The organism is Tuberibacillus sp. Marseille-P3662 (assembly GCF_900178005.1).
Taxonomy (GTDB): domain Bacteria; phylum Bacillota; class Bacilli; order Bacillales; family Sporolactobacillaceae; genus Marseille-P3662.
In genome coordinates this window covers 466630-493623 of sequence record NZ_FXBS01000004.1, presented here as the reverse complement: position 1 = coordinate 493623, position 26994 = coordinate 466630, and the positions used below count along the sequence as shown (strand labels likewise).

Below are 26994 nucleotides of genomic sequence, written 5' to 3'. Positions count from 1 at the left end.
TGACGGTTTTTCTTATGTGCGGCCACTAAAAAATGTCAGAATAATAGTTAATTAACTCAAATAGTTTACATGGGTGAAATATTCATATAGTATTAATATCAGTTGTTTTTTATGAGGGGAGCTCTTAATGGACAATAAAGACATGATACCGTTTGTCGAATTGATACAGCAGGTGACCAAGAGTGTGCGAAAGGAATGGAACTTTAATTTAGTCGGTCCCCAATTAGGTTTGCTGCGTGCGCTACGTAAAAAGGGACCGCTGAAGATGTCCGAGTTGGCTGATGAAGTCGGCATTAGCTACAGCGGTGCTACAGCCCTAGCGAATCGCATGATTAAGGACAATTACGTGGCTCGAGAGCGTTCTGAAGAAGATCGACGTGTGGTTCATCTTGTCCTGACAGACCAAGGTCAAACATTGGTTGATCGTTTTTCAGAGTCAAGGGATGTTGCGGTTGAAAGATATTTTGGCAAACTTACATCTGAAGAAACGGCGGAATTGCTGCGGTTGTGCAGGAAAATGCTCGATTAATGTTAGATGTTATTAACCTGATATGTAACTAAAAACTTGGATAGGGGTGATCTTATGCCAGTAGATGGAGAACAAATGGAAGAGGCTGTTGAAACAGTTGAACACGATGATCATTCGTTGAAACGTGTTTTCAAACAGCCAAAGGCGGCATGGGCTGTTGCTTTTGCTTGTGTTGTCGCTTTTATGGGACTCGGATTAGTGGATCCGATTTTACCGGCCATCGGTGAACAACTGAATGCAACGCCGGCTCAGGTGAATTTGCTATTTACAAGTTATATGCTCGTCACCGGTGTGATGATGCTTGTCACAGGCTGGCTGTCAAGCCGGATTGGTCCAAAACCAACGTTGCTTCTTGGACTTATTATAATCGTTATTTTTTCAGCACTTGGTGGTCTCTCAGGAACGGTAGATCAGTTAGTTGGCTTCCGCGCAGGGTGGGGCTTAGGTAACGCATTGTTCATATCAACAGCCCTCGCCGTTATTGTCAGTGTTGCCAGTGGCGGAACCGCAAGCGCCATTATTCTTTACGAAGCCGCCCTTGGCCTGGGCTTATCGGTCGGCCCCTTAGTCGGCGGCTGGCTTGGTGCGATCAGTTGGCGCGGGCCGTTTTTCGGTGTAGCTATTCTCATGACCATTGGATTTATCGGTGTCTTTGTCCTGCTTAGTGATGTGGAAAAGCCAAAACAAAAGAGTTCCATTCTTGATCCAATTAAAGCCCTAGGTCACCGCGGTCTTTTATCAATGGGGATCATGGCTCTTCTTTACAATTTTGGCTTCTTTACACTCTTAGCTTATTCCCCTTATGTGCTGGGTCTTAGTGAACACGGAATTGGCTATGTATTTTTCTTTTGGGGTATTTTTCTGGCGATTACATCGATCTTTATTGCACCCAAACTTGAAAAACGCTTCGGAACTCAAAAGACGATGTATGTCATATTATTTTTAATTGCAGCGACGTTAGCGATAATGGGATTGGGCATTAATTCCCAAGCCACGCTCATCGCTTGTGTCATTATCATTGGAGCCTTCCTCGGTATTAATAACACACTGGTCACAACAGCGGTCATGGAGGTTTCCCCAGTCGATCGCTCAGTCGCCTCATCAGCATATAGCTTTGTTCGATTTGCTGGCGGATCTATTGCTCCATGGCTAGCGGGCAAGCTTTCTGAGTGGTATAACCCGGAAACACCGTTCTTCTTTGGGGCGTGCGCTGTTTTAATCGGGATGATTGTTCTCTTTTCCGGAAGAAATTACATGAAAGACATTAGTTAACATTCATGACTCCAAAAGCAACTTATGGGCGGATTGGCATCAAAGCCATCCGCTTTTTTTTTACATATAAATAAACAAAAGCAGGAAAAATATATATATGAAGGAGGGATATTTTTATGGACCTATTTCATTCGAAACAAAACAATGAGAAAAAAGCAAAAGGGAATGAACAGGCAAAGCAAGAGATGCTGAATGAAGCCGAGAACGCATTGCCAAGTGATGATGAACTGCAAGAGGCCGTTAAGAAGAATAAGAAAAACACTTAATGCACGTTTTTTAAAGGGAAAACATGGATTTGGAACAGTTGGCCACTATTGGGGCCAGCTGTTCTTGTATAATAAGAGCGGACTTAAGTTTTCAAATCTTACCTCATCATAGCAATATTTGTGAAATGGTGAATGACGCAGTTAGTATAATGGATTGAGGTGTACCTATGAGTGTTTCAAATAGTGTAAGACTCAGCGATCATACGTTTTCAACAATTTTATTGGATGCCATTCAGTTTTTTCCGCAGACAAATCAACAGATTCACTCAGAGACAAATGGGTTGTTATTTGGCAAAGAGCGAAAGGGGATGCCGGACATTGATTATGTTTTTCCAATGGGTAATGTGCTGGCGCGGACGGAAGCGTCTGTATTCCCGGATTGTTCCGTAGCCCACGCTGTTCAATCTGCCAGAAAATTGATATCAACGTCTCAGTGTATGGGCATGTACCACAGCCATCCATACGATGAATTATTTGGCGAAGCGGCGAATCCAAGTAATGGTGATGTGCTAAGTGCGGGTTATATCAATGAGCCCTATCTTCTGATCATTGGTCTGTCGCGAAATCAGCAAGTAGAACAGCCACTGCGATTGGAATATCGAGATGGGCCGGCCTACGAATTTTCTTACCGGGACGACACGGCGAGTGATGCGATGCCGGATGGGCGTCCTTTAGACAGAAGAGTGGTTAGTATCCATGGTTCATTTCAAAAATATCAGTTTGTTATTCGTTGCTACTACTATAACGGGGCAACGTTGCAAGATATTGATGTATTCTCGACTGAAGCCGATACTCTTATGCGTACCCAAGATGGCTACAGTCACCTAAATACCTTTATCACCGAAGATATGGAGCAGCCGGGAGATGCCACTGCTCAATCAAGGGATGAGTGGCCAGTTGAAGAGTGTCAAGCGTCAGAATACGCTTTACATAAGTTAAAGAACATAAAGGGATAATGGATAGTTAGAGGGGGCTAACGCCAAGGCATTGGCCATGGCGTTGCTGTTTTATAAAGGCTGTTTTCGTAAACTGTGTTGCTAATTGGGGGGGGGGGAAGTTAATTTTCGCTCCAGGATGCTCGCTTTCCGCGGGGCGGGCGGTGAGCCTCCTCGGCGCTCTGCGCCTGTGGGGTCTCACCTGTCCCGCTGTTCCCGCAGGACTCTAGCAAGACATCTTGAGTAAGCTGCGCTGAGGAACACACTAAGTTTAAGTGTTCCGAATCTCGACGAACCTTCCGCTCCAATCAACGATTTTCGATTTTTAGCTGTTATAAGTCCAATTTTAAAAAAAACAATCCATACGAAAAGAGCCTAAGATTATGAGGGTTGAAAAGTGGGGTCAAGCATCGTACCTCTTTCGGCAAATTGGGTGTGCCAAGAGAAGGCTTTTTCAAGGAGGTGGGGTGTTTGCCCGCCTTTTTCATTTGCTTCATAGTAGTAGGCATAAAGTTGTTCCCGGTACATCGGATGCGCACAATGTTCAATGATTAGTGGGACACGTTCTTTGGGTGCTAACCCTCGTAGGTCAGCATAGCCTTGTTCAGTCACAATCACGTCAACATCATGTTCAGTATGATCAACATGGGAAACAAATGGCACGACACTTGAGATATGGCCATTTTTCGCGATTGATTTGGTGACAAAGATAGCCAGCCTCGAATTGCGGGTGAAGTCACCTGACCCACCAATGCCGTTCATCATCCGGGTTCCAAGGACATGTGTTGAATTCACTTGACCGTAAATATCAACCTCCAAAGACGTGTTGATCGCAATCAGTCCCAATCGGCGGATGATTTCTGGGTGATTTGAAATTTCCTGAGGACGTAACATGAGACGGTCACGATAACGCTCCAAGTTTGTGAAAACCTCATCAATTTTAGATTCAGATAAAGTGATCGAGCAACCTGAAGCAAAGCGGACTTTTCCGGCATCAAGAAGGTCAAATACGCTATCCTGCAACACTTCAGAGTATACCTCAAGGTCGGTGAATTCTGAGTCTAAAAGACCGCTGAAGACGGCGTTGGCCACTGAACCAATGCCGGACTGTAACGGGGCAAGGTTGTTGGGGAGACGCCCAAGTTGATTTTCTCTACGTAAAAAGTCAATCAAATGATGGGCCATGGCCGTCGTTTCTTCATCTGCGGGTCCAATTGTTGAAGGGGAATCCTTCTGATGGGTAATGACAATGCCTTTTATTTTATCAATATCAACATGAATGCCAATGGATCCTAGGCGGTCATCAATGTTGGTGAGTGGTATGGGCTCACGTGTTCCTTGCTTACCTAATTCATATATATCATGGATGCCTTCTAATGCGTTAGGTTGGGCCATATTTAATTCAACAATAATGGACTCGGCCTTTTCTGCAAATATGGATGAATTTCCGACCGATGTTGACGGAATAATGAGCCCGTCTTCTGTAATTGACACCGCTTCCACAATGGCAACATCTACGGGGTTCAGTGCATCTTGGCGTATCGATTCGGCGGTGTGTGATAAATGTTGATCAACAAAAAATATATCCCCATTGTTAATTTCTTGACGCATCGTTGCATCTGCCTGAAAGGGGAGTCGTTTGTGGATCATACCGGTCTCAGCCATGAGTCTGTCGATATCAGAACCGAGGGAAGCCCCAGTGTATACATTGACTTTTAGGTGCTCATGTTTCGCTCTTTCCACGAGAGCCGACGGAACAGCTTTAGCATCTCCAGCTCGGGTGAAGCCGCTTAGTCCAAGAGTCATCCCGTCTTGAATCCATGATGCTGCTGTTTTATCGGAAACAATGCGGTGCTGTAAACGTGGGTCCCGCACAAGATTGTATATATTGTGTTCCATTGTCAACACCTCAGTCTCGTTTTTTTACAATTCTATCAGCCTTGGATGGACGTCTCATGTGATTTTGATGAAAGGGCTTAAATCGAAGATGAACCAGCAAATCTATGACATAAAACAGATCATTAAAACATCAAGATTTTACGAAAATGACTGGCATACGTTTGGCTGACCGGTATTCTGGTTTGATCTTTCATAATCAGTAAAAAAGTCGAGTGAGAGTCAGGTTGAATTTCGGCAATATAGTTGACATTAGCAATATAAGAACGGTGGCAACGAATAAAAGAATCATCAGGTAAGTGATGTTCGAGGTCACTCAAGCTGTATTTATGAGACCCTGTTCCGCGGTCAGATTGAATCCAGGTTTTTCTGTTTTGGGCTTCGAGAAACATGATATCTTTATAAGGGACTGGGACCCAGCAATCCTTCATTTGTACCGTTAAAAAATTTGAGAGAAATTTTGTCTGTCTTGATGGTAAAATAGCGGTGACACACCCCTTAGGGGAACCAGCGTCAAATAGGGGGACAGATGTCCCGAAATACGGGACCCCAAACACATGACTATTGATATGTTCGGACGTCTTTTGTTGAATCGTGAGTGCCTTGTACGTCACGGTATTTTCAGTAACTTTGTCTCCGGGCTTGATTTTTAAATCAATGGATGGACTCGGCCTATAATCAATAAAGTGTTGGTCATCAGACACTGCGATGGAAGTATCTTTCGGAAATAAGGCTTTGAAAGTTTCCAACATTGAAGTGGCTGAAAAATAATCCATATAGTGACTCTCCTTCTACAGTCCTGTTAAACGGGCAGCTTCTGTCTTATGAACAGAGATCTTCTTATATTATGCATTATAACGTATGTTCGGCCTGATTTTAATAGAGCGTTTTCATTGATTGGAATAAGGATTATACTTCATTAACGGATGACGGGAGAATGTTCCATTTCCAAAATGATGGTTGTCGACAGATGGGAATTCCAATATGATGGAAGAGAAGTTGAACGAACGGGACTGCCCTAAATTTAACTGTTAGAGTTGAAACGAGTACGATATAATGATGTTAGATTTAAAGAACGAAAGGTTGATGGAAGATGGAAGAACCAAAAAAAGCGACGAATGTTGTTTGGCATGAAGGTAAAATCAATAAAGCCGACCGCCGCCAGCTGAAGAAGCATAACAGTGCCGTTCTATGGTTTACTGGATTATCCGGGGCTGGGAAATCAACGTTGGCCGTGGAGGTTGAACGTGAACTATATCGCCGCGGTATCAACACATATATTTTAGATGGAGATAACGTTCGCCACGGTTTGAATAAAAATTTGGGTTTCAGTCCGGAAGACCGTAAAGAGAATATTCGTCGCATTGGCGAAGTCGGGAAACTATTTGTCGATGCGGGCGTTATGACGCTGACCGCCTTTATCTCGCCCTATCAAGAGGATCGCGAACAAGTGCGGGCGCTTCTCGATGATGATGAGTTTGTTGAGGTTTACGTCAAATGCGACTTAGAAGAAGCGGAAGAGCGTGATCCAAAGGGTTTATATAAAAAGGCGCGCTCCGGTGAGATCAAAGGCTTTACAGGCATTGATGCCCCATATGAGGCACCTGAGAATCCTGAGTTGGTTGTGGCCACGGATCAATTAACGCTCGAAGCATCCGTTCAAAAAGTCGTCAACTTTCTATTAGAGAAAGGATATATCGAATCATGAGCCATGAACTAGAGCGTTTAGATACAATCGATGTAAGCCTTGTCGCGCAAATTGCCATCCAGGCTGGGCAGGCGATCTTGGATGTCTATCATAGCGACGATTTCAATGTGGAAACGAAAGCCGATGAATCGCCGCTAACGTTAGCGGATCGAAAGTCTCATCAAATGATAGTATCCCAATTGGAAATGTCCTTTTCTGATATCCCGATTTTGAGTGAAGAAGGCCATGATATGACTTATGATGAACGGTCATCTTGGCAGCAGTTTTGGCTCGTTGACCCACTGGATGGCACCAAGGAATTTATCAAAAAGAATGATGAATTTACGGTCAATATAGCGCTCATTGATCATGACACACCGGTGCTCGGTGTGATTTATGCCCCTGCTTTAGATATCCTTTATGTCGCTAAAAAGGGGTATGGCGCTTATAAAGTTGAGCAGATATCCGACGCACGTGATGAGCGCCTTGTGTCAGAAACGGACATTGCCACGAACGGAACACCGCTGCCAAACGCTACGGAGAGGGATGCTGTCAAAGTGGTTGCCAGCCGTTCCCATATGTCCCCGGAGACAGAAGCGTTTATTAATGATCTCGAACAAGAATATGATACAGTTGAAATGACATCGGCCGGCAGTTCCTTGAAACTATGCTTGGTGGCTGAAGGCGAGGCGGATTATTATCCGCGTTATGCACCAACAATGGAATGGGACACAGGGGCCGGTCATGCTATCGTAGCGATTTCCGGAGGTACGGTACTACGAACAGATAATGACGAGCCACTCATGTATAATAAAGAGCATTTGAAAAATCCATGGTTTCTAGCTAAACGTTAGAAGTTTGTCTGACTAAGGGGGGTGAAAATACTCACCACCCTTAGTCTTAAGTTAACCGTTTGGATTTGAATGTTTAATGAAGCAATATTAATAGGTGTGTGGGGGAGGCAAATGAAGAAAACCATTCTTTGGAGTGTGTCAATTCTTTTTCTCATCGGCCTTGGTTTAGTAGGCTTTTCTCAAATAAACGGATTAGAATATACTGGGCAGAACGCTATGACGACAATGGCGTTAGGGCAAAAACGTTCGAGTGTTGATGCCTACTCAATAACGACTGACGCAACAAGGGCAAAAGCGGCGGAATTACAGACCAATAATGATGAATCGTCGGGTCAAGAGAATCAAGAAGGCAGTAAAGACCAACCTCAACCTAAAGGGTTATCCGAGCTTAAGAAAAAACAATCTTCCAGTCAAAATAAATCGCAACAAGCATCACAACCGATTGATGTACCGCTCATTTCGCAAAAACCCCAACTGCCAAAAGGCTGCGAAGTGACGAGCCTAGCTATGCTAATAGCTTCAGCAGATGTCGAGGTTAGTAAGATGACATTGGCCAATAAAATACCTAAAGTGCCGTGGACGAAGAACGGGCTGCATGGCAATCCCAACAATGGATTTGTAGGTAATATGTATACGTGGGATCAACCAGGGTTAGGTGTGTTTCACGGTCCAGTCGCTGATCTTGCTAGGGAATATTTAGGTGAACGGGTTATTGATTTAACGGGAAGCAAGTGGGGGATAATTGAAAAACAACTAGAAAAGGGTCACCCTGTATGGGTGATTGTCACGAGCCGATATCGGCATATGCCCTCTAGTTTTTGGAGAAACTGGAAGACAAAGGACGGAACCATTAAAGTTTCTTACAAAGAACATTCTGTCGTCCTAACGGGCTCTGATGATAATTATATTTATTTTAACGACCCATTGGCGAATCAAAAGAATCGTAAAATTAGCAAACAATCATTCATTGATGGCTGGACCCAGTTTGGCAGGCAAGCCATTTCTTATAATTAACAAATCGTTCGTGGGAACAGCGCGAACGCCTTAGTATAAGCTTCTTTGGACTGCGACGAAGATCCACTTGATAAAGAGGTTTTCTTTACCAAGTTAGCTGAGGCCGTGCCCGCGGCAAGCGAGGATTTTGACGAAGCGATGACAGGAACTATCATTTTAAATAAATCATCCGAACGGATTCATAAACAAGTTCGGATGATTCTGTGATTCATATACTTTTGTCCTAGCCTTTATAGGTTATAAAATTTTACTAAGAAAAGATTGTGTCCTAGCATTTTGCGGATTTTCAAATAGTGGTTCCGGTTTGTTTTCTTCCATAATAACCCCTTCGTCCATGAAGATGACCCTGTCGCCGACTTCACGGGCAAAGCCCATTTCATGGGTCACAACGACCATGGTCATACCTTCCTTAGCTAAGTCTTTCATCACTTCTAATACATCGCCGACGAGTTCAGGATCAAGGGCTGAGGTCGGTTCATCAAATAGCATCACTTTCGGGTTCATGGCTAGTGCCCGGGCAATGGCAACGCGTTGCTTTTGCCCGCCGGAGAGGTTATCGGGATAGTCGTCGGCCTTGTCCGACAGACCGACCTTCTCAAGTAAAGGTAAAGCATGCTCTTTTGCTTTATCTTGGGTTAATGCTTTGACTTTGATCGGGGCCAGCGTAATGTTTTCAAGCACCGTCTTATGTGGGAACAGATTAAAATGTTGGAAGACCATTCCTACTTCTGACCGCAGTTTGTTAATATCGGTACTTTCATCCGTCAGTTGTTCACCGTCAATTTCAACACTGCCTGATGTGATGTCTTCAAGTAAATTTAAACAGCGGAGGAATGTGCTTTTGCCTGATCCAGAAGGGCCGATGACACACACAACTTCGCTCTCCCTGACCTCTGCGTTAATGCCTTTTAAAACTTCAAAGTCTCCAAAGGATTTATGCAAATCATGAACAGTAATCATATTAGACATCCAGCCTCCGTTCTATTTTTCTTAAAATAAGCGATGTTGGTATGGTAATGACAAGATATAACAAACAAACCATGGTGAGTGTTTGAAAGGGTGAATAAGTAATGTTGTAGTATTGACGCCCCATGTAAAGCAATTCGCCAACGGCAATCACGGAAAACAACGACGTATCTTTTAAACTGATGATGAACTGGTTTCCTAGTGGCGGGATCATCCGCTTGATGGCTTGGGGCCAAATAATATGGCGCATGGTTTGCGATGGGTTAAGACCTAATGAGCGTCCGGCTTCATGTTGGCCTTTATCGATGGAATAGACAGCGCCTCGCACAATTTCGGCTATATAGGCCCCAGCATTAATCGTAATCGCAATAATGGCAGCAAGGACTTTATCAATATTGAAGCCGACGTATTGATCGGATAGAACGGTAAAGATGAATAGCACTTGAGCAAGGATCGGCGTTCCACGGACGACCTCAACATAGACAGAGCTGATGCCTCTCAGAAATTTGTTTTTTGATAGGCGGCCGAGCCCGGCAATGGTTCCTAATACAAAACCGAGAATTAGCCCAATGGCGGTTATGAGAAGCGTCATACCTAAGCCGGGAATAAGAAACGGTAAACATTGTATAAAATCAGAGCTGGTGAACTTATCAAACATTTTCGAATCTCTCCTTGTTTTAAAAAAGCGTAACAAGCTAAAGGACTTGTTACGCTTGATCGGTTGAAAGTATCAGCTGATGATCTTAGATTGCGTATTATTGAGGGGGTTCAGTTCCGAACCATTTTTTATAAATGTCAGCATAAGTGCCATTGTCTTTTAACGTTTTCAGAGCTTTATTGACATCATCAACGAGTTTCGAATCTTTAGGAAAGGCAATACCATAGGGTTGACCCTGTAGTAATTTCCCAACCGTCTTTAATTCACCCTCACCTTTTTGTTTGATGAAATATTTAACATTCGGTAAGTCATATAGGACAGCATCGAGCCGACCAGACTTTAAGTTTGTGTAGGCGTTGACAATCGCTGGAAAGGCTTCAATGTCAGCATCGGTGTTATTCTTTAAATAAGCTTGACTTGTTGAACCTTGACGTGTTCCAACGGCCTTACCGTCAACGTCTTTGATCGATTGGATATCGGAGTCCTTAGGGACCATGACCGTTAGACCTGAGTCATAATATTTGTCTGAGAAAGCAATGGATTGCTTCCGTTCATCAGTAATGGAAATCCCGGCAACGCCGATGTCATACCGGCCTGATTTAATGCCTGCGAGAAGGCCGTCAAATTGCATCGTTTCAAATTTGACTTTGAATCCTGCTTCTTTTGCAATAGACTTTAATAGCTCAATGTCGAAACCTTCCATTTCCCCTGTATCAGGATTTTTATATTCAAAAGGTTTAAAGTTAGCGTCTGTCGCAACTTTGTAGGTTTTCATTTCATCATTGCCGCCACTATCACCTCCTGATTTTGTACTTCCGCATGCGGTGAGTAATGCTAGTGATAGCATGACAACCAAAAAGATAAATAGTTTCTTTTTCACAATAAATGACTCCCTCCAATGATTTGGGTGATCGATGCCTGATTCATCTCGGCACTTATCCAATGTTAGAACGCAGTGATAGATTTAATATTAGGAACCGTAGGCTCATCCTACTATTATGGTTATGTAGGTAGGAAGACGTATATTCATTGAAATGATGAAAATGTTTGTTGTTTTCGAACGTGTGTTCTATAATGGAGTTGCAATGATTATTCTAAGTTTTGTTAGAGGAGGGCTGACAATTGGAAATGGCATGCTGTACAAAAGTTCAGAAGATATTGGAACCATCATTCTATCGTTATTTTGAATTAACGGAGGATGTCGGGGGTTATATGGTCAACACCTGCCCATTCGATAGGGTGATTCATGATGACTTAGCAAATACGCTTTTGCAAATAAAGGATCAGCAGATGAAGGCTTGCCTGCAAAGATTGTTGACATATACCTATCAAAATCGAAAAGAAGCACCAGCGCTTGCGGCCGTTGCTTTACGGCAAATGCTTGAGTGTCTTGTCCATCGCCATTGTCAGAATATCGGGCTATCAATGACGGGAAAAAAGGGTAGGATGAAACCACTGGGTCAAATTATTCATCAACTCAAACGACACTTGCCAAAACCAGTTAAGAAGGCTGTTTATGAAATTAAAAATGTTGGCAATGATGGAGCTCATTTTAATACCGTTAATGTCCGCTTATCCCTATTAACAACAGAGCTTATTGACGGTCATCTACAAACCTTACACTATATCGTCCAATACTACATTAGTAAGCATGGGGTCTAAACACTTTTACTGCCTATTTTAATAAAAATTTATTTTTGCAAGCGCTTCAAAAAAATTTACAATTACAATTGATCGAACATTCAAAAACTGTTACGAAGCAGATGTAAGCGTTTACTAATAATCGGATAAATCACAAATATCTAAAAATTATCAAATCACCTGTTGACCGCATAAAAATAAGAGCGTATTATTGTCCACAATAAATCGATAAATTATATGACAACAACGTTGCCATGACGAGCGATTTAGTGTTTATTTTTAGGCTAAAACTTTGATGCGTTTATGTATTAATGTAAATTGAAAAATTCCAATTTTTAATTAAGAGGGGAGTGCAAGAAGATGAGTGATCAATGGATTTTTCTTAATGACCGCTTTGTCAAAAAAGAAGACGCCGTCGTTTCTGTTTACGATCATGGATTTCTTTATGGGGACGGGGTGTTTGAAGGCATTAGAGCCTACAGCGGCAACATTTTCAAGCTAGATGAACATCTCGATCGCTTATATCAATCGGCACATTCCATTCTTCTGGAGATACCATATAGCAAGGCCGAATTAGAACAACTGATTGTCGAGGCCGTCAAAAAGAATCGATTAGAAAATGCTTATATCCGGGTTGTCATTTCCCGCGGTCCTGGTGATTTGGGGCTTGATCCCTCTAAGTGTTCAGACCCGCGTGTATATGTGATCGCGGAAGGATTGGCCATTTTCCCAAACGAGTTATATGAAAGAGGATTGCGCGTTGGTACGGTTGCTAGTCGACGCAATCGCTCCGATGTTTTGAGTCCGCAGGTGAAATCATTAAACTATTTAAATAACATTCTTGTAAAAATTGAAGCGAATCAAGCTGGTGTCGATGAAGCGTTGATGCTGAACGATCAAGGCTACGTCACTGAAGGCTCCGCCGATAATATTTTTATTATCAAAAACGGCGTCATTAAGACCCCATCGGTATATTTAGGAGCGCTTGAAGGCATCACACGCAATGCGATCATCGAGGTTGCTAGAAAAGAAGGTTATGAGGTTAGAGAAGAAACCTTTACACGTCACGATGTGTTTACGGCAGAAGAGGTGTTTTTAACAGGAACAGCAGCTGAAGTCATCGGTGTTGTGGATGTCGATGGACGCAAGATCAATGACGGAACACCGGGGCCGGTAACACAGCATCTTTTATCCGAATTTCGGAAACTTGTTACAACAGATGGTGTGAAAGTCTATCCGCCAGAACAAGATGACGCACAAGTGAGTTAAGGACGTCAACAGGCGGTTTAAGTTTTAAATCATTTTAAAATCGATGACGGGGAAAAAGTTGTAAGCATTCAAGTATTTTCAGAGAGCCGGCAGAGCTGGGAACCGGTAATACGGCTTACGACGACATCTCCCTAGAGTGTTGGTCTGAACAGGATTTCTCAGTAGGATCAACCAGGTATCACCATGAGGTACCTGTTATCAAAACAGACAACAGACCGTTGTCTTTGAGGCAGTATTTGTGAAAATACTGTGAAGCAGGGTGGTACCGTGGAAAGCAGAAGCCTTTTCATCCCTTTTACACCGTCTTTTATAAGGTGGATGTATGGGATTGAAAAGGCTTTTATTTTTTTTCAACTTTTGACGACACATCTTACTTTAGGAGGGATTTCGTGTGAAGGCTGAAGTCAACCAAAGCGTCCAAGAAGAGGCGCGATCGCAATCGAAGACAGGTGCTGATTTGTTAGTTGAAGCATTACTCAACGCCGGTGTTAAGCATTTATTCGGCTATCCGGGCGGTGCTAATTTACCTATCTATGATTCACTGTATCGCATAGGAGGTGAGTTTAATCACATTTTGTCTCGGCATGAACAAGGAGCCATTCATGCTGCTGAAGGCTTCGCTAGAGTTACGGGCAAACCTGGTGTCGTGATTGCAACGTCCGGTCCGGGTGCGACAAATCTTGTCACCGGCATAGCGGATGCAATGATGGATTCCTTACCCATTGTTGTCTTTACTGGGCAGGTTGCCAAAAATGTCATCGGGACCGATGCTTTCCAAGAATCCGATGTCATGGGCATTACGACTCCGATTACGAAGCATAATTATCAGGTTCAGGAGCTTACGGATTTACCGCGCATTGTTAATGAAGCCTTTCACATCGCTTCAACCGGCAGGCCCGGACCTGTGGTTGTTGATATTCCTAAGGATGTGGCTTCAGAAGTTGGAGCAACGGACTGTGAGGCTGATTTTTACCTGCCAGGCTATCAACCAACGATTGAGCCGAATCCGCTACAGATTAAAAAACTTGTGGATGCCATGTCACAATCCAAACGCCCTGTCATTTTAGCAGGGGCCGGTGTCCTCCATGCTCAGGGTTCAGAGGAACTTAGGAAGTTTGCTGAAATGCATCAAATACCTGTTACGACAACGCTGCTTGGTCTCGGCGGGTTTCCGGGCGAACATGATTTGTCTCTAGGGATGGCCGGGATGCACGGGACTTATGCAGCGAACACGGCGCTTTATGAAAGTGATTTGCTCATCAACTTTGGAGCCCGGTTTGATGACCGTTTAACCGGAAATCTTAAACATTTTGCGCCCCGGGCAACAGTTGCTCATGTTGATATTGACCCAGCGGAAATCGGCAAAAATGTTTCAACTGGGATCCCGGTCGTTGCTGATGCCAAACGCGTTTTAGAAAAACTATTGGCCGTTGCTGGCGGATCACCAGAGACATCAAGTTGGCGCGAGCAAATTGCGGCTTACAAGAGGGATTTTCCTTTATGGTATCACGAACAGTCGGATGCAATTGTACCACAGGAGGTCATTGAAACCGTGCACCGTTATACCTGCGGTGACGCGATTGTGACAACGGATGTTGGCCAGCACCAAATGTGGGCGGCTCAATATTATGCATTTAATGAACCGAACCGGTGGGTGACATCAGGTGGTCTTGGCACAATGGGATTTGGGTTTCCAGCAGCGATTGGTGCTCAGCTTGGAGCCCCCGACCAAACAGTAGTAGCACTTGTCGGAGACGGCGGTTTCCAAATGACGTTTCAGGAGTTGTCGGTTCTGCAAGAGCGCCGCCTTCCTGTAAAGGTGGTCATAGTTAATAATGGGGCGCTAGGTATGGTTCGCCAATGGCAGGAAGAATTCTATGACAAACGGTACTCGCAGTCACTGCTACCCGTCCAACCTGACTTTGTCAAATTAGCCCACAGTTATGATATTGAAGGCATACGGGTGGATTCGGTGGATGCTCTCCATGATGTTCTTTCAGAACATTTGCAAAGCCCGGAGCCAGTCATTATTGACTGCCGCGTTCAGCAGGAGGAAAACGTTTATCCAATGATTGCACCTGGAAAAGGTCTACACGAGATGATTGGGGTGAAACCATGAAACGAATCGTCATTGCAACCGTCCAGAATCGAAGCGGTGTTCTGAACCGGGTGACGGGATTGCTTGCCAAACGTCAATTTAATATTGAAAGTATCTCAGTGGGCCGGACAGAAACAGAAGGTGTTTCGAAAATGACATTTGTGGTTGATGTTGATGATGACCAAAAAATCGAACAGCTGACCAAACAGTTGAATAAACAAGTGGATGTTTTAAAAGTCTCTGACATTACTGACAAAGCCATTGTTGCTAGAGAACTGGTGCTGGTCAAAGTGTTAAGTAACGCACAGACGCGCTATGAGATTAACGGCATCATTGAACCGTTTCGAGCGTCAATCATTGACGTGAGTCGGGAAAGTTTGACCATTCAAGTTACCGGAAGTCCAGACAAGATTGAGGCGATCATTGAGTTGCTCAGACCTTATGGTATCAAAGAGATGTCCCGCACCGGACTCAATGCCTTTTTACGAGGCAATCAGCGTCAGGTGACGGACATGAAATCTTACTCTTTATTAAAATAAATCAAAACTTTGGGAAAGGATTGATGAAACATGGCACAAGTTGTTTATAACGGGGATATTGATGAAGGATTGCTAAGAGGCAAAAAAATCGCAGTTGTGGGGTACGGATCCCAAGGTCACGCGCACGCACAAAATTTACGGGAAGATGGCTTTGAGGTCATCGTCGGTTTGCGGCAAGGAAAGTCATTTGAAAAAGCTGAAGACGATGGATTCGATGTTAAAAGTGTGAAAGAAGCGGCTGAAGAAGCGGATGTCATCATGATTCTGCTTCCTGATGAACTTCAACCGAAAGTATATGAGAATGAGATCAAGCCCGGACTCCAAGCGGGTAATGCCTTGGTCTTCGCCCATGGATTTAACATTCATTTCAAGCAAGTGGTTCCACCTGACAATGTCGATGTCTTTTTGGTTGCACCGAAGGGACCTGGCCACTTGGTCCGGCGGACTTACGCTGAAGGTGCTGGTGTTCCATCCCTTATCGGTGTCTATCAAGATGTCACCGGAAATGCTGAGAATTTGGCTTACGCTTATGCCAAAGGGATTGGCTCCGGCCGTGCAGGTGTTTTGGAAACTTCATTCCAAGAAGAAACGGAAACTGATTTGTTTGGTGAGCAAGCTGTCCTTTGCGGTGGTTTGACCAATCTTATCAAAGCTGGCTTTGAAACGTTGACGGAAGCGGGCTATCAGCCTGAAGTGGCTTACTTCGAGTGTTTGCACGAAACAAAATTGATTGTTGACCTCATCTATGAAGGCGGGTTGGAATATATGCGTCATTCGATTTCAGATACGGCGCAATGGGGTGACTTTGTTTCCGGTCCAAGAGTGGTCAATGATGAGACACGCGAACGCATGAAAGAAGTGCTTTCTGATATTCAAACCGGTCGATTTGCTAAAGGTTGGGTCTTGGAAAATCAAGTGAACCGTCCAGAATTTAATGCCATAAATGAACAGGAGAAGACGCATCCAATCGAAGTTGTGGGCCGTGAGTTACGTGAATTAATGCCATTTGTACGCAAACAACAAGAGAAAAAGGATGTGGTCACGAGTGCCAGAAATTAAAATCTTTGACACGACATTGCGAGACGGTGAGCAATCACCGGGCGTGAATTTGAACCAACTTGAGAAATTGGAAATTGCTAAGCAGTTGGATCGCTTTGGTGTGGATATTATGGAAGCAGGGTTTCCTGCTTCCTCAGAGGGGGATTTTCAAGGCGTCAAGCAAATCGCTGAATCAGTCAAAAATGCTTCCGTTACCGGATTAGCTAGAACAAGTAAAAGTGATATTGACACTGCCTGGGAAGCTCTGAAAACATCAGCAGAACCGCGCCTACACATTTTCTTAGCGACATCGCCGATTCATATGACGCACAAACTGAAAAAAACACCGGATCAAGTCATTGAAACAGCGGTTGATGCCGTATCCTATGCCGCAGCCAAGTTTCCAAAAATCGAGTGGTCGGCCGAGGATGCCTCGCGTTCAGACATGGATTTTCTCGTCAAAATTATTGAGCGGGTCATTGATGCTGGAGCCACGGTGATTAACTTGCCTGATACTGTCGGCTATGCGACGCCGGCGGAATACGGTCAGCTGTTTAAAACCGTTAGAGAACGTGTACCGAATATTGATAAGGTCGACTTATCGGCCCATTGCCATGATGATTTGGGCATGGCAGTTGCGAATTCGATTGCCGCGATTGAAAACGGTGTGACCCAGATTGAAGGAACCATTAACGGGATTGGTGAACGTGCGGGGAACGCTTCACTAGAAGAAATTGCCGTTGCTTTAAAAATTCGCGGTGACGCTTATCCTTACACGACAAATCTTACTTTAGAAGAAACCAAGCGCACGAGTGACTTGGTCAGTCAATTAACAGGGATGGGCGTGCCTGCTAATAAAGCAGTTGTGGGCAGAAATGCCTTTGCCCATGAGGCCGGCATTCACCAGGATGGCGTTTTGAAAGAAGCATCAACCTATGAAATTATTACACCGGAAATGGTTGGTATTAAGGAAAATCGATTTGTATTGGGCAAACATTCAGGACGTCATGCATTTAAAGAAAAGGTTGAATCATTAGGTTATAACCTTAATGAAACCAAGCTCACAGAAGCGTTCCATGCTTTCAAAAGTTTAACCGATAGTAAGAAGGAAGTGACAGATGAGGATCTATTTGTCATATTGACGGATAAACAAACGGAAGTGGATGAAGTGGGACAATATGAACTCGAAGCATTGCAGGTGCAGTATGGTTCCGCGAATATTCCGACGGCCACGATTGCGGTAACCACGCCAAACGGTGACTATCAGGAAACCGCAGGCACCGGTCAGGGCAGTGTTGAAGCGATCTACAACACATTAGAACGTCTCGTCAATGAGGCTGTTCATCTTGAAGACTATCAACTCAAATCCATTGGCAGCGGCCGGGATGCGCTTGCGGAGGTTCATGTTCAAGCAAGTGTGAACGGGTCTACTGGCAGTGGGCGCGGCTCCGCCCAGGATGTTTTGGAAGCTTCCGCCCATGCCTTTCTCAATACGGTCAATCGTGTCTTAGTCAATGAAAAGATGGAAGAAAAGCGGCAGGCCCATATTTAAGCAGGGAAGTAAGGTCGACGTAGTAAAAATGATTATTTAGGAAGCACTTCCCCGCTTCGCTAAGCACTACCCTATCATTTTAAGCAGGGAAGTAAAATCGACGTAGTAAAAATGATTATTTAGGAAGGAGATGGCATGGCTATGAATAAAACCATTGCTGTTTTACCTGGGGACGGGATCGGCCCAGAAGTGACCGCAGCGGCTAAGGCCGTCATAGAAACGGTGGGGGATCAGTTTGGTCATACATTCTCCTTCACCGAAACAGCGATTGGTGGTGCCGCTATTGACGAACATGAAACGCCATTGCCTGATGAAACGGTAGCCGTTTGTGAGGATGCGGATGCCATCCTTCTAGGAGCTGTAGGAGGGCCGAGGTGGGATGGAAATCCATCCCATCTTCGCCCAGAAAAAGGTTTGCTGGGCATTCGTAAAGCCCTTGGATTATTCGCCAATCTACGTCCTGTCACGGCGTACGGCCAGCTGCTGCATGCCTCACCGCTTAAGAAGGAGCGGGTGGCCGGCAGTGATATGTTAATTGTTCGTGAACTAACCGGTGGCCTGTATTTTGGTGAACCGAGTGAGCGTCAAGAAAATGGCCAATCCGTTGTTGACACTTTAGCATATCAACGTTATGAAATTGAGCGGATTGTGGAGAAAGCTTTCGAGTGTGCCCGTATTCGTGGCAAAAAGCTAACGTCGGTTGATAAGGCGAATGTCCTTGAATCCAGCCGGTTATGGCGTGAGATTGTGGACGAAAAGGCGGCAAACTATCCGGATGTATCGGTTGATCACCTGTTGGTTGATGCCGCGGCTATGAAACTCGTACAAGATCCGGCGGCATTTGACGTGATTGTCGCTGAAAATTTATTTGGTGATATTTTAAGTGATGAAGCCTCTGTTTTAACGGGGTCCCTGGGTATGCTGCCATCTGCTAGTCTTAGGGCGGATGGTCTGGGATTGTATGAGCCTGTCCATGGATCGGCCCCAGATATAGCGGGTAAGGATCAGGCCAACCCGTTGGCGATGATCCTATCTGCAGCAATGATGCTCAGGTATTCGCTTGGCATGGAGAAGGAAGCCGTAGCTGTGGAAACAGCTGTGCAAGAAGTCCTTGCAGCAGGATACCATACAGGCGACTTAGCCACCACTTCTGGCAAGCAAGTGGGGACAAAAGAGATGAGCCAACAAGTCATTGAATGCTTGTTATCTCATGATGCGACGTTTGGTATTTTGTCCACGTATTCCTAATGGTTCTGTTGATGGCTAGAATTGGCTATGCGTGAAGGAAATAAATCCGTTAAAAGTCGCAACGTCGTGCTTGAAAACCCCGATGCTAGCACGCCTGTGCATCGCAAAATGATTTTGAAGGGAGTGCTAATATGAGCCAACCCAAAACAATTATTGATAAAATTTGGGAAAAACATGTTGTTCATCAAGAGGAAGAGAAACCTGATCTTTTATATATCGATTTGCATCTCGTTCATGAAGTGACCTCACCTCAGGCCTTTGAAGGTCTTAGAATGAAAGGCCGGCAAGTCCGGCGCCCAGAATTAACGTATGCCACGATGGATCATAATGTGCCGACCGTTCATCGGAATATTATCAAGGATGAGATTGCCAAAAAGCAGATGACGACACTGGAGCAAAACTGTCAGGCATTCGGTGTTCCACTTGCCGATATCAATCATCCTGATCAAGGTATTGTTCACGTAATCGGTCCGCAACTTGGTTTGACACAACCTGGTAAAACGATTGTTTGTGGTGACAGTCACACGTCGACGCACGGAGCTTTTGGTGCTTTGGCTTTTGGCATTGGCACGAGTGAGGTTGAGCACGTTTTAGTCACGCAATCTTTGTGGCAAGATCGTCCGAAGACGCTCCAAGTCAAAGCGGACGGCGAATTGGGTCTCGGCGTTACGGCTAAAGATTTAATTTTGGCGATTATCGCTAAATTTGGTGTGAAATTTGGTGCTGGTCACGTCATTGAATATACCGGCAGTGCTATTAAGAACTTGTCTATTGAAGAACGCATGACGATTTGTAACATGTCAATTGAGGCTGGGGCGCGGGCGGGTTTGATCAGTCCTGATGAAACCACGGTAGAGTATTTGCGCGATAAGCGGCATGTTCCTGAAGGGGAAGCATTTGAAGAGACGGCTAAGGAATGGTTGGCGCTTGCGACGGACGAAGGTGCTGCGTATGACCGTACCTTAGAGATTGATGCCAGTGAGATCGAACCGCAAGTGACATGGGGGACGAATCCGTCGATGTGTGTGCCTGTTAGCGCGGCGGTACCGAACCCTGAGCAATTGACTGAGCCAACGGATCGTGAAGCAGGTTATCGTGCATTAGAATATATGAATTTGGATGTGGAACAGCCGATTCAAGAGATTGGTATCCAACACGTATTCATTGGTTCTTGTACGAATTCACGGTTATCAGATTTACAAAAAGCGGCTAAAGTCGTCAAAGGAAAAAAGGTCAACAATAGTGTTAAAGCCATGGTTGTTCCTGGATCAAGGACAGTCAAACAGGAAGCTGAACAAGCGGGTCTGGATAAAATTTTTACTGATGCTGGTTTCGAATGGCGTGATGCGGGCTGCAGCATGTGCTTAGGCATGAATGATGACATTGTTCCTTATGGTGAGCGGTGCGCTTCAACGTCGAACCGGAATTTTGAAGGCCGACAGGGGAATGGCGCTAGAACACACTTGGTCAGTCCGGAAATGGCAGCGGCAGCCGCGATCGAAGGCCGTTTTGTCGATGTGCGGCACTACTCAGAACCCGTTTATTCATAATAAAGGTGAGGTGTAAGTATGGAACCCTTGACGCAGCATCAAGGTTTGGTCTATCCATTAAATCGCGTTAATGTTGATACCGATCAGATCATTCCGAAGCAGTTCTTGAAACGGATTGAACGGCAAGGTTTTGGCCAATTCTTATTTTATAATTGGCGTTTCGATCAAGAGGGTAACCTCAATGGAGATTTTTCCTTAAATGAACCCAGATATCATAATGCCTCTATTCTAGTTAGCGGTCATAATTTTGGCTGTGGTTCATCCCGGGAGCATGCACCGTGGGCATTGCAGGACTATGGGTTTAAGATTATTATTGCACCGAGTTTTGCTGATATTTTCTATAACAACTGTTTTAAAAATGGTATCCTTCCTATCACGTTACCTGAAGATCAGGTGGAAGAGTTGGTTGCCCATGCGGAAGCGCAAGCATTATCGCTCAATGTGGATGTTGAGCAGCAAACAATCACAGGTGGCGGTGGTTTTGAGGCAACATTTCAGGTCCCATCTTACCAAAAACAGATGTTGTTAAATGGATGGGATGAAATCGCAATGACATTGGCGTATGATGACAAAATAAGTGCGTTTGAAGATACGCGGCGGAATGTCGGTTAACAATCGCAACATCGTGCCTGCACACTGGGCTTCGCGACGAAGTGGAAATGATTATTAAGGGAGCCCTTCCCCGCTTCGCTAAGGACTACCATATCATTTTAAGCGGGGAAGGAATATCGACGAAGTCAAAATGATTATTAAGGGAGCCCCTGCCCGCTTCGCTAAGGACTACCATATCATTTTAGCGGGGGAAGGAATATCGACGAAGTCAAAATGATTATTAAGGGAGAGTGAAGACATTGGGAATTGCGTAACTTTTAATCAAATCGTGGATGCTATGGAGAACTTGAGCAATGTTGTTCATCGGACTCCTCTGACCACATCGATGACGTTTGACCGTATAAGCGGCAAGCGCCTTTACATGAAAATGGAGAACAGACAAAAGACCGGCGCCTTCAAAATTCGCGGGGCGACCAACAAAGTCTATCAATTATCGGCCCAAGACGCATCAAAAGGTGTGATTGCGGCATCAGCAGGCAATCATGCTCAAGGTGTCGCTGTTGCAGCTACTAAACGCGGTATCCCGGCGAAAATTTTTATGCCGGAGGGAACACCGGCAGTTAAGGCTGAGGCGACAAGGCAGTATGGTGCCGAAGCGATTCTTGCGGGCGCCTCTTATCAAGAAACGTATGAGGCAGCTGTCACTGAACAGGAGAGGGGAGGTTCGACCTTCATCCACGCATTTGACGATCCTGATGTCATGAGTGGGCAAGGAACGGTTGCCTTGGAAATGCTCCAACAGCAGCCGGAATTGGACACCATTCTCGTCCCAGTTGGCGGCGGCGGATTAATTGCTGGCATTGCCGTCGCGATTAAAACATTCCGGCCCGATATCAGAGTGATCGGTGTCCAGACTGAACGGGCTAGCGTTGTCTATAACCAATATCATCAAAATGGTCCATCAGTTCTTTCAAAAGTGGACTCGATTGCCGATGGTATTGCTGTCAAAAAGTGTGGATCGTTAACGTTTCCAATCATTTGTCAATATGTAGATGATGTTGTGACCGTCAGTGACGAAGAAATTGCATCAGCTGTTGTCTTGATGCTTGAACGTGAGAAAACCTTGGTGGAAGGAGCTGGCGCCGCGGCTTTAGCCGCTGGATTATTCCAGCCGCAATACGTGCGTGGTCGCCGATGCGGTGTCGTTGTCAGCGGTGGCAATGCTGACATGACCAGTCTCCCACGTATACAAAAATTGGCGCAAGAACGGATGAAAGAGCATTTGAAAACAGGATAGATAAGGAATGCCACCGTGGTTTGAGCGGTGGCATTTTTATAGGATTTTTAGAAAGGAATCGCTGAGCGCTCATTTTTAAGGGAGAACCGCTCATTTTCCGAGGAGAGCGCTCATTTTTAAGGGAGAACCGCTCATTATCTGATGTGAGCGCTCATTTTAAGATAAAACCTAGAGTTAGTCTAAAAAGTGGACACGCTACAGAGAGAATTTTTACAATGAAATTATCAATCGAATGGAGCGTGTCTAAAGATGGGAAAACATTATGATGACGAATTCAAGGAATATGTTGCCAAAATGGTTGTGGATGAAGGCAAAAAAGCGGCGGAAGTATCTAGAGAAATGGATCTCCCTTATAAAACGATGACGCGTTGGGTCCGTGATTATCGGAAGAAAAAACAGTTGAAAGCCGAGGAATTGGACTATATCACCCCTAGTGAGCACAAGAAACGGGAAAAGGAATTGCTGGATCAAATTAAGGAATTGAAAGAGGAGAACGAAATCGTAAAAAAGGCGGCGCACATCTTCATGAAAAACCAGAAATAATTTACGCTTTCATGAATGAACATCGCCACGAGTTTCGAGTCGTGAAGATGTGCCAAGTTCTAGAAGTCTCGAAAAGTGGCTTTTATAAATGGCTTAAAATGCGACCCCATCAAAGTGATTGTGAAAAAGAAAAGGAACGTTTGAAGGGTGTCATTTGTCGACTTTTCTATGAGTATCGTGAAACGTATGGAAGCCCACGAATCACCCATGAACTTCGAAAACAAGACATTCATGTTTCGGAGAAAACAGTGGGGAGATATATGAGAGAAAGGGGGCTCCGTGCGGTTCCAGAAAAACGTTTTGTGACAACAACAGACTCGAATCACAGTCATCCCATTTATCCAAATTTATTGAATCGTCATTTCAATCCAGAACAGCCTGACCGTGCATGGGTGACCGATATCACTTATGTGTGGACATTAGAAGGATGGTTATATTTAGCTAGTGTGATGGATTTATATTCGCGTAAAATCATTGGGTGGCATATTGATAAAAGCTTGTCCAAAGCGTTGGTTTTAAAGGCGCTTAACCGAGCCATCCGTTTGAGACATCCTTCAGACAAGCTCATTCATCATTCGGACCGTGGCAGTCAGTACGCATCCAAAGAATATATTGAGTGCCTAAATGCACACAATATTCAAATCAGTATGAGCCGGCGTGGCAACTGTTATGACAACGCATGCATTGAATCCTTTCATGCGACCATTAAGAAAGACCGTATTTATCGTCGTCAATATAGAAGTCGTGAAGAAGCCAAAAAAGACATCTGGGACTATATCATGAGCTTTTATAATGAGAGAAGAAGTCATTCAACGCTCGGCTATGTCTCACCCAATCAATATGAACGGGCTTATTGGGCATTGACGGAGCGAAAGCAGGACAAAACAGCCTAAATACAACCAGCAACTTTATTTGGAGTGGCGGGCGTGATAGCCTCGACGGCGAGCCAATCTTTTATAATAGCTGGCTCCTTGGCCTGGAACTCACGCCCGTAGAGGCTCCATGTCAAGTTGCGACTATAGGCCGTGTTCCCTTTGATTCAAATACCCCTTACTCGACTCATGAGCTTAATTATTGCGTGTTGATTCATTTCGGTTCTCGTTTAAAGGGAAGACCAATGCCTAACTTAACGTATGGATTAAAAGTTTTTTCGTGAAAGTTTGTCCACTTTATTGACAGAAGTCCAAACCGCTCAATTTACCGAGGGGATCGCTCATTTTAAGATAAAACCGCTCAATTTTCCGAGGTGACCGCCCATTTTAAGGCAAAAACCGCTCACTTTCCCAGAGCCTTACTCATCTAAAGCAACCAAGCATCACTTATTATTAAAATCAAGTAACATCCCGGTTTTATCATCTGCTTTTTTTATTCGAGGATAGGCGGTACAAAAAGGATCCCCATTTTCAAGTTCAGTGATGTAATCCTTTAGTGCATCGAGGCCGTGAGCCAATCCATAGCGCCCCGTTTCTAACCAGCTGTTTTGTCCAGCCGTTTTATGTGTGGGTAATTGCAGGCCATCTGACAACATCAATATCGATTGCACGTTGATTAAAGGGATGGTTCCGTATTCTATGTAGTTGATGAAATCATCTGTACCGTCTAAGATACCGTAGCCATCAGAAGTATTGGTTTGCCGGCGATTTTGGATGAGTGTGGGTTTGATCGTTTGTTTCGCCCGCTTTAGTAGGTCGTCAGTCAAGGGTTCGCCGTGAGCTGTCATCGCTTCAATGGACTGTGTGAATTGATTGATCGTTGTCGAGTCCAGCTTGGCAATTTGGTCATAAGTCACGACACGGATATCGCTGTTTTTATATTGGAGGATCAGCATGCAGTCACCGGCATGAACGTAAGACATGCGTGACCTCGAATCATCAAATTCAACAGCAATCATCCCACAAGATGTCCGATATTCTTTTGCGATGTTCGCTAGTTTTTGATTAAAATGCTCTTCAGTGGCCGCTTTGATTCCGCGGTTGCCTTTGATGACGGTATCAAGCAGTGTGGGTGCCGCATCCTCTTTAAGCGTGTTCTTAATGACGTCGGCTGCGACTTTGCCGCCCAAGCCCTCAACGCCAGTGGCTCCATCGATGACTGCGTAGCGCCCCATCGCATGATTAACGACATAAGCGTCCTCATTATCTTGTCCAACCCCTTGTTCATATACGACTGACATGTCCATGATGGATCCCAACCTTTTTTCCGAAAAACTTATTGTTATTAACATTAGCATAAACATCATAACCTGTCAGCGTAGTTGAGGGTGAATCCGATATGGACAGAAGATAAAACATCGGTTAATAATATAAAAATATCATTTGATTATATACACTAGTCATCAACCGTTAGTTCTTGTTACCAGGTGCCTTTTTCGGAAAGATAAAGTAAGTGACCGTAATCATCGCATCAATCCCAAGCACCAACGTCCAAATACCGCTGATTTTACTTGCAGTAGGATGTTGAATGAATCCGTGACTGATCACATAGTCGATCATGTCACCAAGGTCGCCTCCCGGGAACTCACCAAAGCCTTTAAAGCCGAACATGATAACCAAAATGGCCATTACAATGCCATAAATAAGGATATGAATGCCAAAGTTTTTCAATTCCTTCATTGCATGAGCCAATCCGTATAAGCTTTCCTGCATTGGATCTATTTCATCCTCTTGCAGCGATGTGCCTTTCCACTTGGCAATCAATCGTTTGATAGAACGGTCAAGTTTTTGAAAATCTTTTTTTCCAGCAGTTAGTGCGTATATGACAAAAATCAGGATGATGAGTTGAAAGGTCTGGAAGCTTCCGGTTCGCATATAATCGAGAACACCAATGGTTATAAGCCAAAGATCACTTGCCAACCAGAGCCCAATGAGGTATCGGCTGAGTTGGGGTAAATTCAATGCGTACCGTAATAATATAAAACCGATCAGGCTGACCCAAAAAATAACTTCACCAGCAATAAAAAAAATCCATTTGTGATCAAGAATAAAATCAATCATGTCGTCTCATCTCCTATTCCTGTTCTTGCCATCATAAATGGGAAATGCTTGATCCAAAAAATCAATGAGTTTTTGGTACTTGAATGTGTTTGCTGAGATCAATCCACTTCTAAAATGCCGTTAATCTAAGTATATAAGATGACGCAACGTCAATTTCAATTTTTTTTACGAAAAGAATCAAAACAACGAAGTGGTGGGAGGCGTTGGCTAAAGCGAAGGATGAAGGAATAAAACAAGGAGTAGAAAAGGGCAAACTAAAAACAGCTCACCGCATGATACAAAAAGGGCTTGATGTTGATGTGATTTCAGAAGTGGCGGGAATCTCGCACCCGAAAATTGAGCGGTTAAAGCAACAATAATTGCTGATGTCTAAACCATTCTTAAATTGAACGACTAATACATGAGTCATGAAATGAATGGTCCATCTTGCAAAAAGATGGACATATGAAATCATTAGCATTACATTGTGAAAGAAAAACAGTTATAAAGATTTAAAAGGACTTTCGATCAAGCTAATCTCATTGTTTACCGGATCTAACTGCATCCATCCTCCCAAAGGCAAAATGAGTTTTGGATCATAGCCTTTTAAAACCTAGA

Annotated in this window: 25 protein-coding genes and 1 pseudogene; 19 read left to right on the top strand and 7 right to left on the bottom strand. The window is 44.3% G+C overall.

All coding sequences use genetic code 11. The features are described from left to right. The first annotated feature begins 127 nt into the window (after window positions 1-127). The 4 genes from B9Y89_RS05965 (at window position 128) to B9Y89_RS05955 (ending at window position 3023) form a co-directional block, all read left to right on the top strand. Window positions 128-529, top strand: coding sequence for a MarR family winged helix-turn-helix transcriptional regulator (locus B9Y89_RS05965; protein ID WP_085522309.1), 402 nt, complete (start codon window positions 128-130; stop codon window positions 527-529). A gap of 75 nt (window positions 530-604) precedes the next feature. Continuing rightward, complete coding sequence (locus tag B9Y89_RS05960) at window positions 605-1801, top strand: MFS transporter (protein ID WP_217807177.1); 1197 nt, start codon at window positions 605-607, stop codon at window positions 1799-1801. Between the two features lie 116 nt (window positions 1802-1917). Continuing rightward, the gene (locus B9Y89_RS18740) at window positions 1918-2067 is read left to right on the top strand and encodes a small, acid-soluble spore protein, SspJ family (protein WP_139822734.1); all 150 of its coding nucleotides are present in this window, start codon (window positions 1918-1920) and stop codon (window positions 2065-2067) included. Between the two features lie 167 nt (window positions 2068-2234). Then, a complete protein-coding gene (locus B9Y89_RS05955) occupies window positions 2235-3023 on the top strand; it encodes an MPN domain-containing protein (protein WP_085522307.1) in 789 nt (262 codons plus the stop codon). A 360-nt stretch (window positions 3024-3383) separates the two neighbouring features. Here B9Y89_RS05955 and B9Y89_RS05950 read toward each other — a convergent pair whose 3' ends face one another. Both B9Y89_RS05950 and B9Y89_RS05945 read right to left on the bottom strand, forming a co-directional pair. Continuing rightward, window positions 3384-4901, bottom strand: coding sequence for a succinate CoA transferase (locus B9Y89_RS05950; RefSeq protein WP_085522306.1), 1518 nt, complete (start codon window positions 4899-4901; stop codon window positions 3384-3386). A 122-nt stretch (window positions 4902-5023) separates the two neighbouring features. Beyond that, complete coding sequence (locus B9Y89_RS05945) at window positions 5024-5674, bottom strand: LytTR family DNA-binding domain-containing protein (protein ID WP_085522305.1); 651 nt, start codon at window positions 5672-5674, stop codon at window positions 5024-5026. A 317-nt stretch (window positions 5675-5991) separates the two neighbouring features. Here B9Y89_RS05945 and cysC point away from each other — a divergent pair, with 317 nt between their 5' ends. The 3 genes from cysC (at window position 5992) to B9Y89_RS05930 (ending at window position 8453) form a co-directional block, all read left to right on the top strand. Next, on the top strand, window positions 5992-6606 hold the full coding sequence (gene cysC / locus B9Y89_RS05940; RefSeq protein ID WP_085522304.1) for an adenylyl-sulfate kinase: 615 nt from the start codon (window positions 5992-5994) through the stop codon (window positions 6604-6606). Continuing rightward, window positions 6603-7439, top strand: coding sequence for a 3'(2'),5'-bisphosphate nucleotidase CysQ (cysQ, locus tag B9Y89_RS05935; protein WP_085522303.1), 837 nt, complete (start codon window positions 6603-6605; stop codon window positions 7437-7439). Before cysC ends, cysQ begins: the two co-directional genes overlap by 4 nt. 111 nt (window positions 7440-7550) lie before the next feature. Then, the gene (locus B9Y89_RS05930) at window positions 7551-8453 is read left to right on the top strand and encodes a C39 family peptidase (protein WP_176222124.1); all 903 of its coding nucleotides are present in this window, start codon (window positions 7551-7553) and stop codon (window positions 8451-8453) included. 237 nt (window positions 8454-8690) lie between these two features. On the opposite strand, the gene B9Y89_RS05925 is transcribed toward B9Y89_RS05930, so the two are convergent. From B9Y89_RS05925 to B9Y89_RS05915, 3 genes are all read right to left on the bottom strand, one after another. Next, the gene (locus B9Y89_RS05925; RefSeq protein WP_085522347.1) at window positions 8691-9413 is read right to left on the bottom strand and encodes an amino acid ABC transporter ATP-binding protein; all 723 of its coding nucleotides are present in this window, start codon (window positions 9411-9413) and stop codon (window positions 8691-8693) included. A 1-nt stretch (window position 9414) separates the two neighbouring features. After that, complete coding sequence (locus tag B9Y89_RS05920; protein WP_085522301.1) at window positions 9415-10077, bottom strand: amino acid ABC transporter permease; 663 nt, start codon at window positions 10075-10077, stop codon at window positions 9415-9417. A gap of 97 nt (window positions 10078-10174) precedes the next feature. After that, window positions 10175-10924 (bottom strand): transporter substrate-binding domain-containing protein, encoded by a 750-nt coding sequence (locus B9Y89_RS05915; protein ID WP_085522346.1) that lies wholly within the window; start codon window positions 10922-10924, stop codon window positions 10175-10177. Between the two features lie 281 nt (window positions 10925-11205). On the opposite strand from B9Y89_RS05915, the gene B9Y89_RS05910 reads away from it, so the two are divergent. From B9Y89_RS05910 to B9Y89_RS05855, 11 genes and pseudogenes are all read left to right on the top strand, one after another. Next, the gene (locus B9Y89_RS05910) at window positions 11206-11739 is read left to right on the top strand and encodes a DUF4145 domain-containing protein (protein ID WP_254901199.1); all 534 of its coding nucleotides are present in this window, start codon (window positions 11206-11208) and stop codon (window positions 11737-11739) included. Window positions 11740-12078: 339 nt separating this feature from the next. Further along, the gene (ilvE, locus tag B9Y89_RS05905) at window positions 12079-12987 is read left to right on the top strand and encodes a branched-chain-amino-acid transaminase (protein ID WP_085522299.1); all 909 of its coding nucleotides are present in this window, start codon (window positions 12079-12081) and stop codon (window positions 12985-12987) included. Between the two features lie 391 nt (window positions 12988-13378). Further along, window positions 13379-15106: an acetolactate synthase large subunit gene (gene ilvB / locus B9Y89_RS05900; protein ID WP_085522298.1), complete on the top strand. Its 1728-nt coding sequence runs from the start codon at window positions 13379-13381 to the stop codon at window positions 15104-15106. Beyond that, a complete protein-coding gene (gene ilvN / locus B9Y89_RS05895) occupies window positions 15103-15624 on the top strand; it encodes an acetolactate synthase small subunit (RefSeq protein ID WP_085522297.1) in 522 nt (173 codons plus the stop codon). Before ilvB ends, ilvN begins: the two co-directional genes overlap by 4 nt. 30 nt (window positions 15625-15654) lie before the next feature. Then, window positions 15655-16683 carry a ketol-acid reductoisomerase gene (gene ilvC / locus B9Y89_RS05890; protein ID WP_085522296.1) on the top strand — a complete coding sequence of 343 codons (1029 nt, stop codon included), beginning with the start codon at window positions 15655-15657 and terminating at the stop codon, window positions 16681-16683. Further along, window positions 16670-18214: a 2-isopropylmalate synthase gene (locus B9Y89_RS05885; RefSeq protein ID WP_085522295.1), complete on the top strand. Its 1545-nt coding sequence runs from the start codon at window positions 16670-16672 to the stop codon at window positions 18212-18214. The genes ilvC and B9Y89_RS05885 overlap by 14 nt, the downstream gene beginning before the upstream one ends. A 141-nt stretch (window positions 18215-18355) precedes the next feature. Continuing rightward, window positions 18356-19462 (top strand): 3-isopropylmalate dehydrogenase, encoded by a 1107-nt coding sequence (leuB, locus tag B9Y89_RS05880; protein WP_085522345.1) that lies wholly within the window; start codon window positions 18356-18358, stop codon window positions 19460-19462. Between the two features lie 131 nt (window positions 19463-19593). Next, the gene (gene leuC / locus B9Y89_RS05875) at window positions 19594-21012 is read left to right on the top strand and encodes a 3-isopropylmalate dehydratase large subunit (protein WP_085522294.1); all 1419 of its coding nucleotides are present in this window, start codon (window positions 19594-19596) and stop codon (window positions 21010-21012) included. Window positions 21013-21030: 18 nt separating this feature from the next. Then, on the top strand, window positions 21031-21624 hold the full coding sequence (leuD, locus tag B9Y89_RS05870; protein ID WP_085522293.1) for a 3-isopropylmalate dehydratase small subunit: 594 nt from the start codon (window positions 21031-21033) through the stop codon (window positions 21622-21624). Between the two features lie 277 nt (window positions 21625-21901). After that, window positions 21902-22861: a threonine ammonia-lyase gene (gene ilvA, locus B9Y89_RS05865; RefSeq protein ID WP_085522292.1), complete on the top strand. Its 960-nt coding sequence runs from the start codon at window positions 21902-21904 to the stop codon at window positions 22859-22861. A gap of 249 nt (window positions 22862-23110) precedes the next feature. Next, window positions 23111-24297 (top strand): annotated as a pseudogene (locus B9Y89_RS05855) (IS3 family transposase). A gap of 422 nt (window positions 24298-24719) precedes the next feature. On the opposite strand, the gene B9Y89_RS05850 reads toward B9Y89_RS05855, so the two are convergent. Together B9Y89_RS05850 and B9Y89_RS05845 are read right to left on the bottom strand one after the other, a co-directional pair. Then, a complete protein-coding gene (locus tag B9Y89_RS05850; protein ID WP_085522291.1) occupies window positions 24720-25583 on the bottom strand; it encodes a protein phosphatase 2C domain-containing protein in 864 nt (287 codons plus the stop codon). A gap of 163 nt (window positions 25584-25746) precedes the next feature. Then, a complete protein-coding gene (locus B9Y89_RS05845) occupies window positions 25747-26397 on the bottom strand; it encodes a hypothetical protein (protein WP_085522290.1) in 651 nt (216 codons plus the stop codon). A 203-nt stretch (window positions 26398-26600) separates the two neighbouring features. Between B9Y89_RS05845 and B9Y89_RS18735 the strand changes: the two genes are divergently transcribed. Continuing rightward, window positions 26601-26756, top strand: a complete 156-nt coding sequence (locus tag B9Y89_RS18735; protein ID WP_217807174.1) for a hypothetical protein — start codon at window positions 26601-26603, stop codon at window positions 26754-26756. Window positions 26757-26994 lie beyond the last annotated feature (238 nt).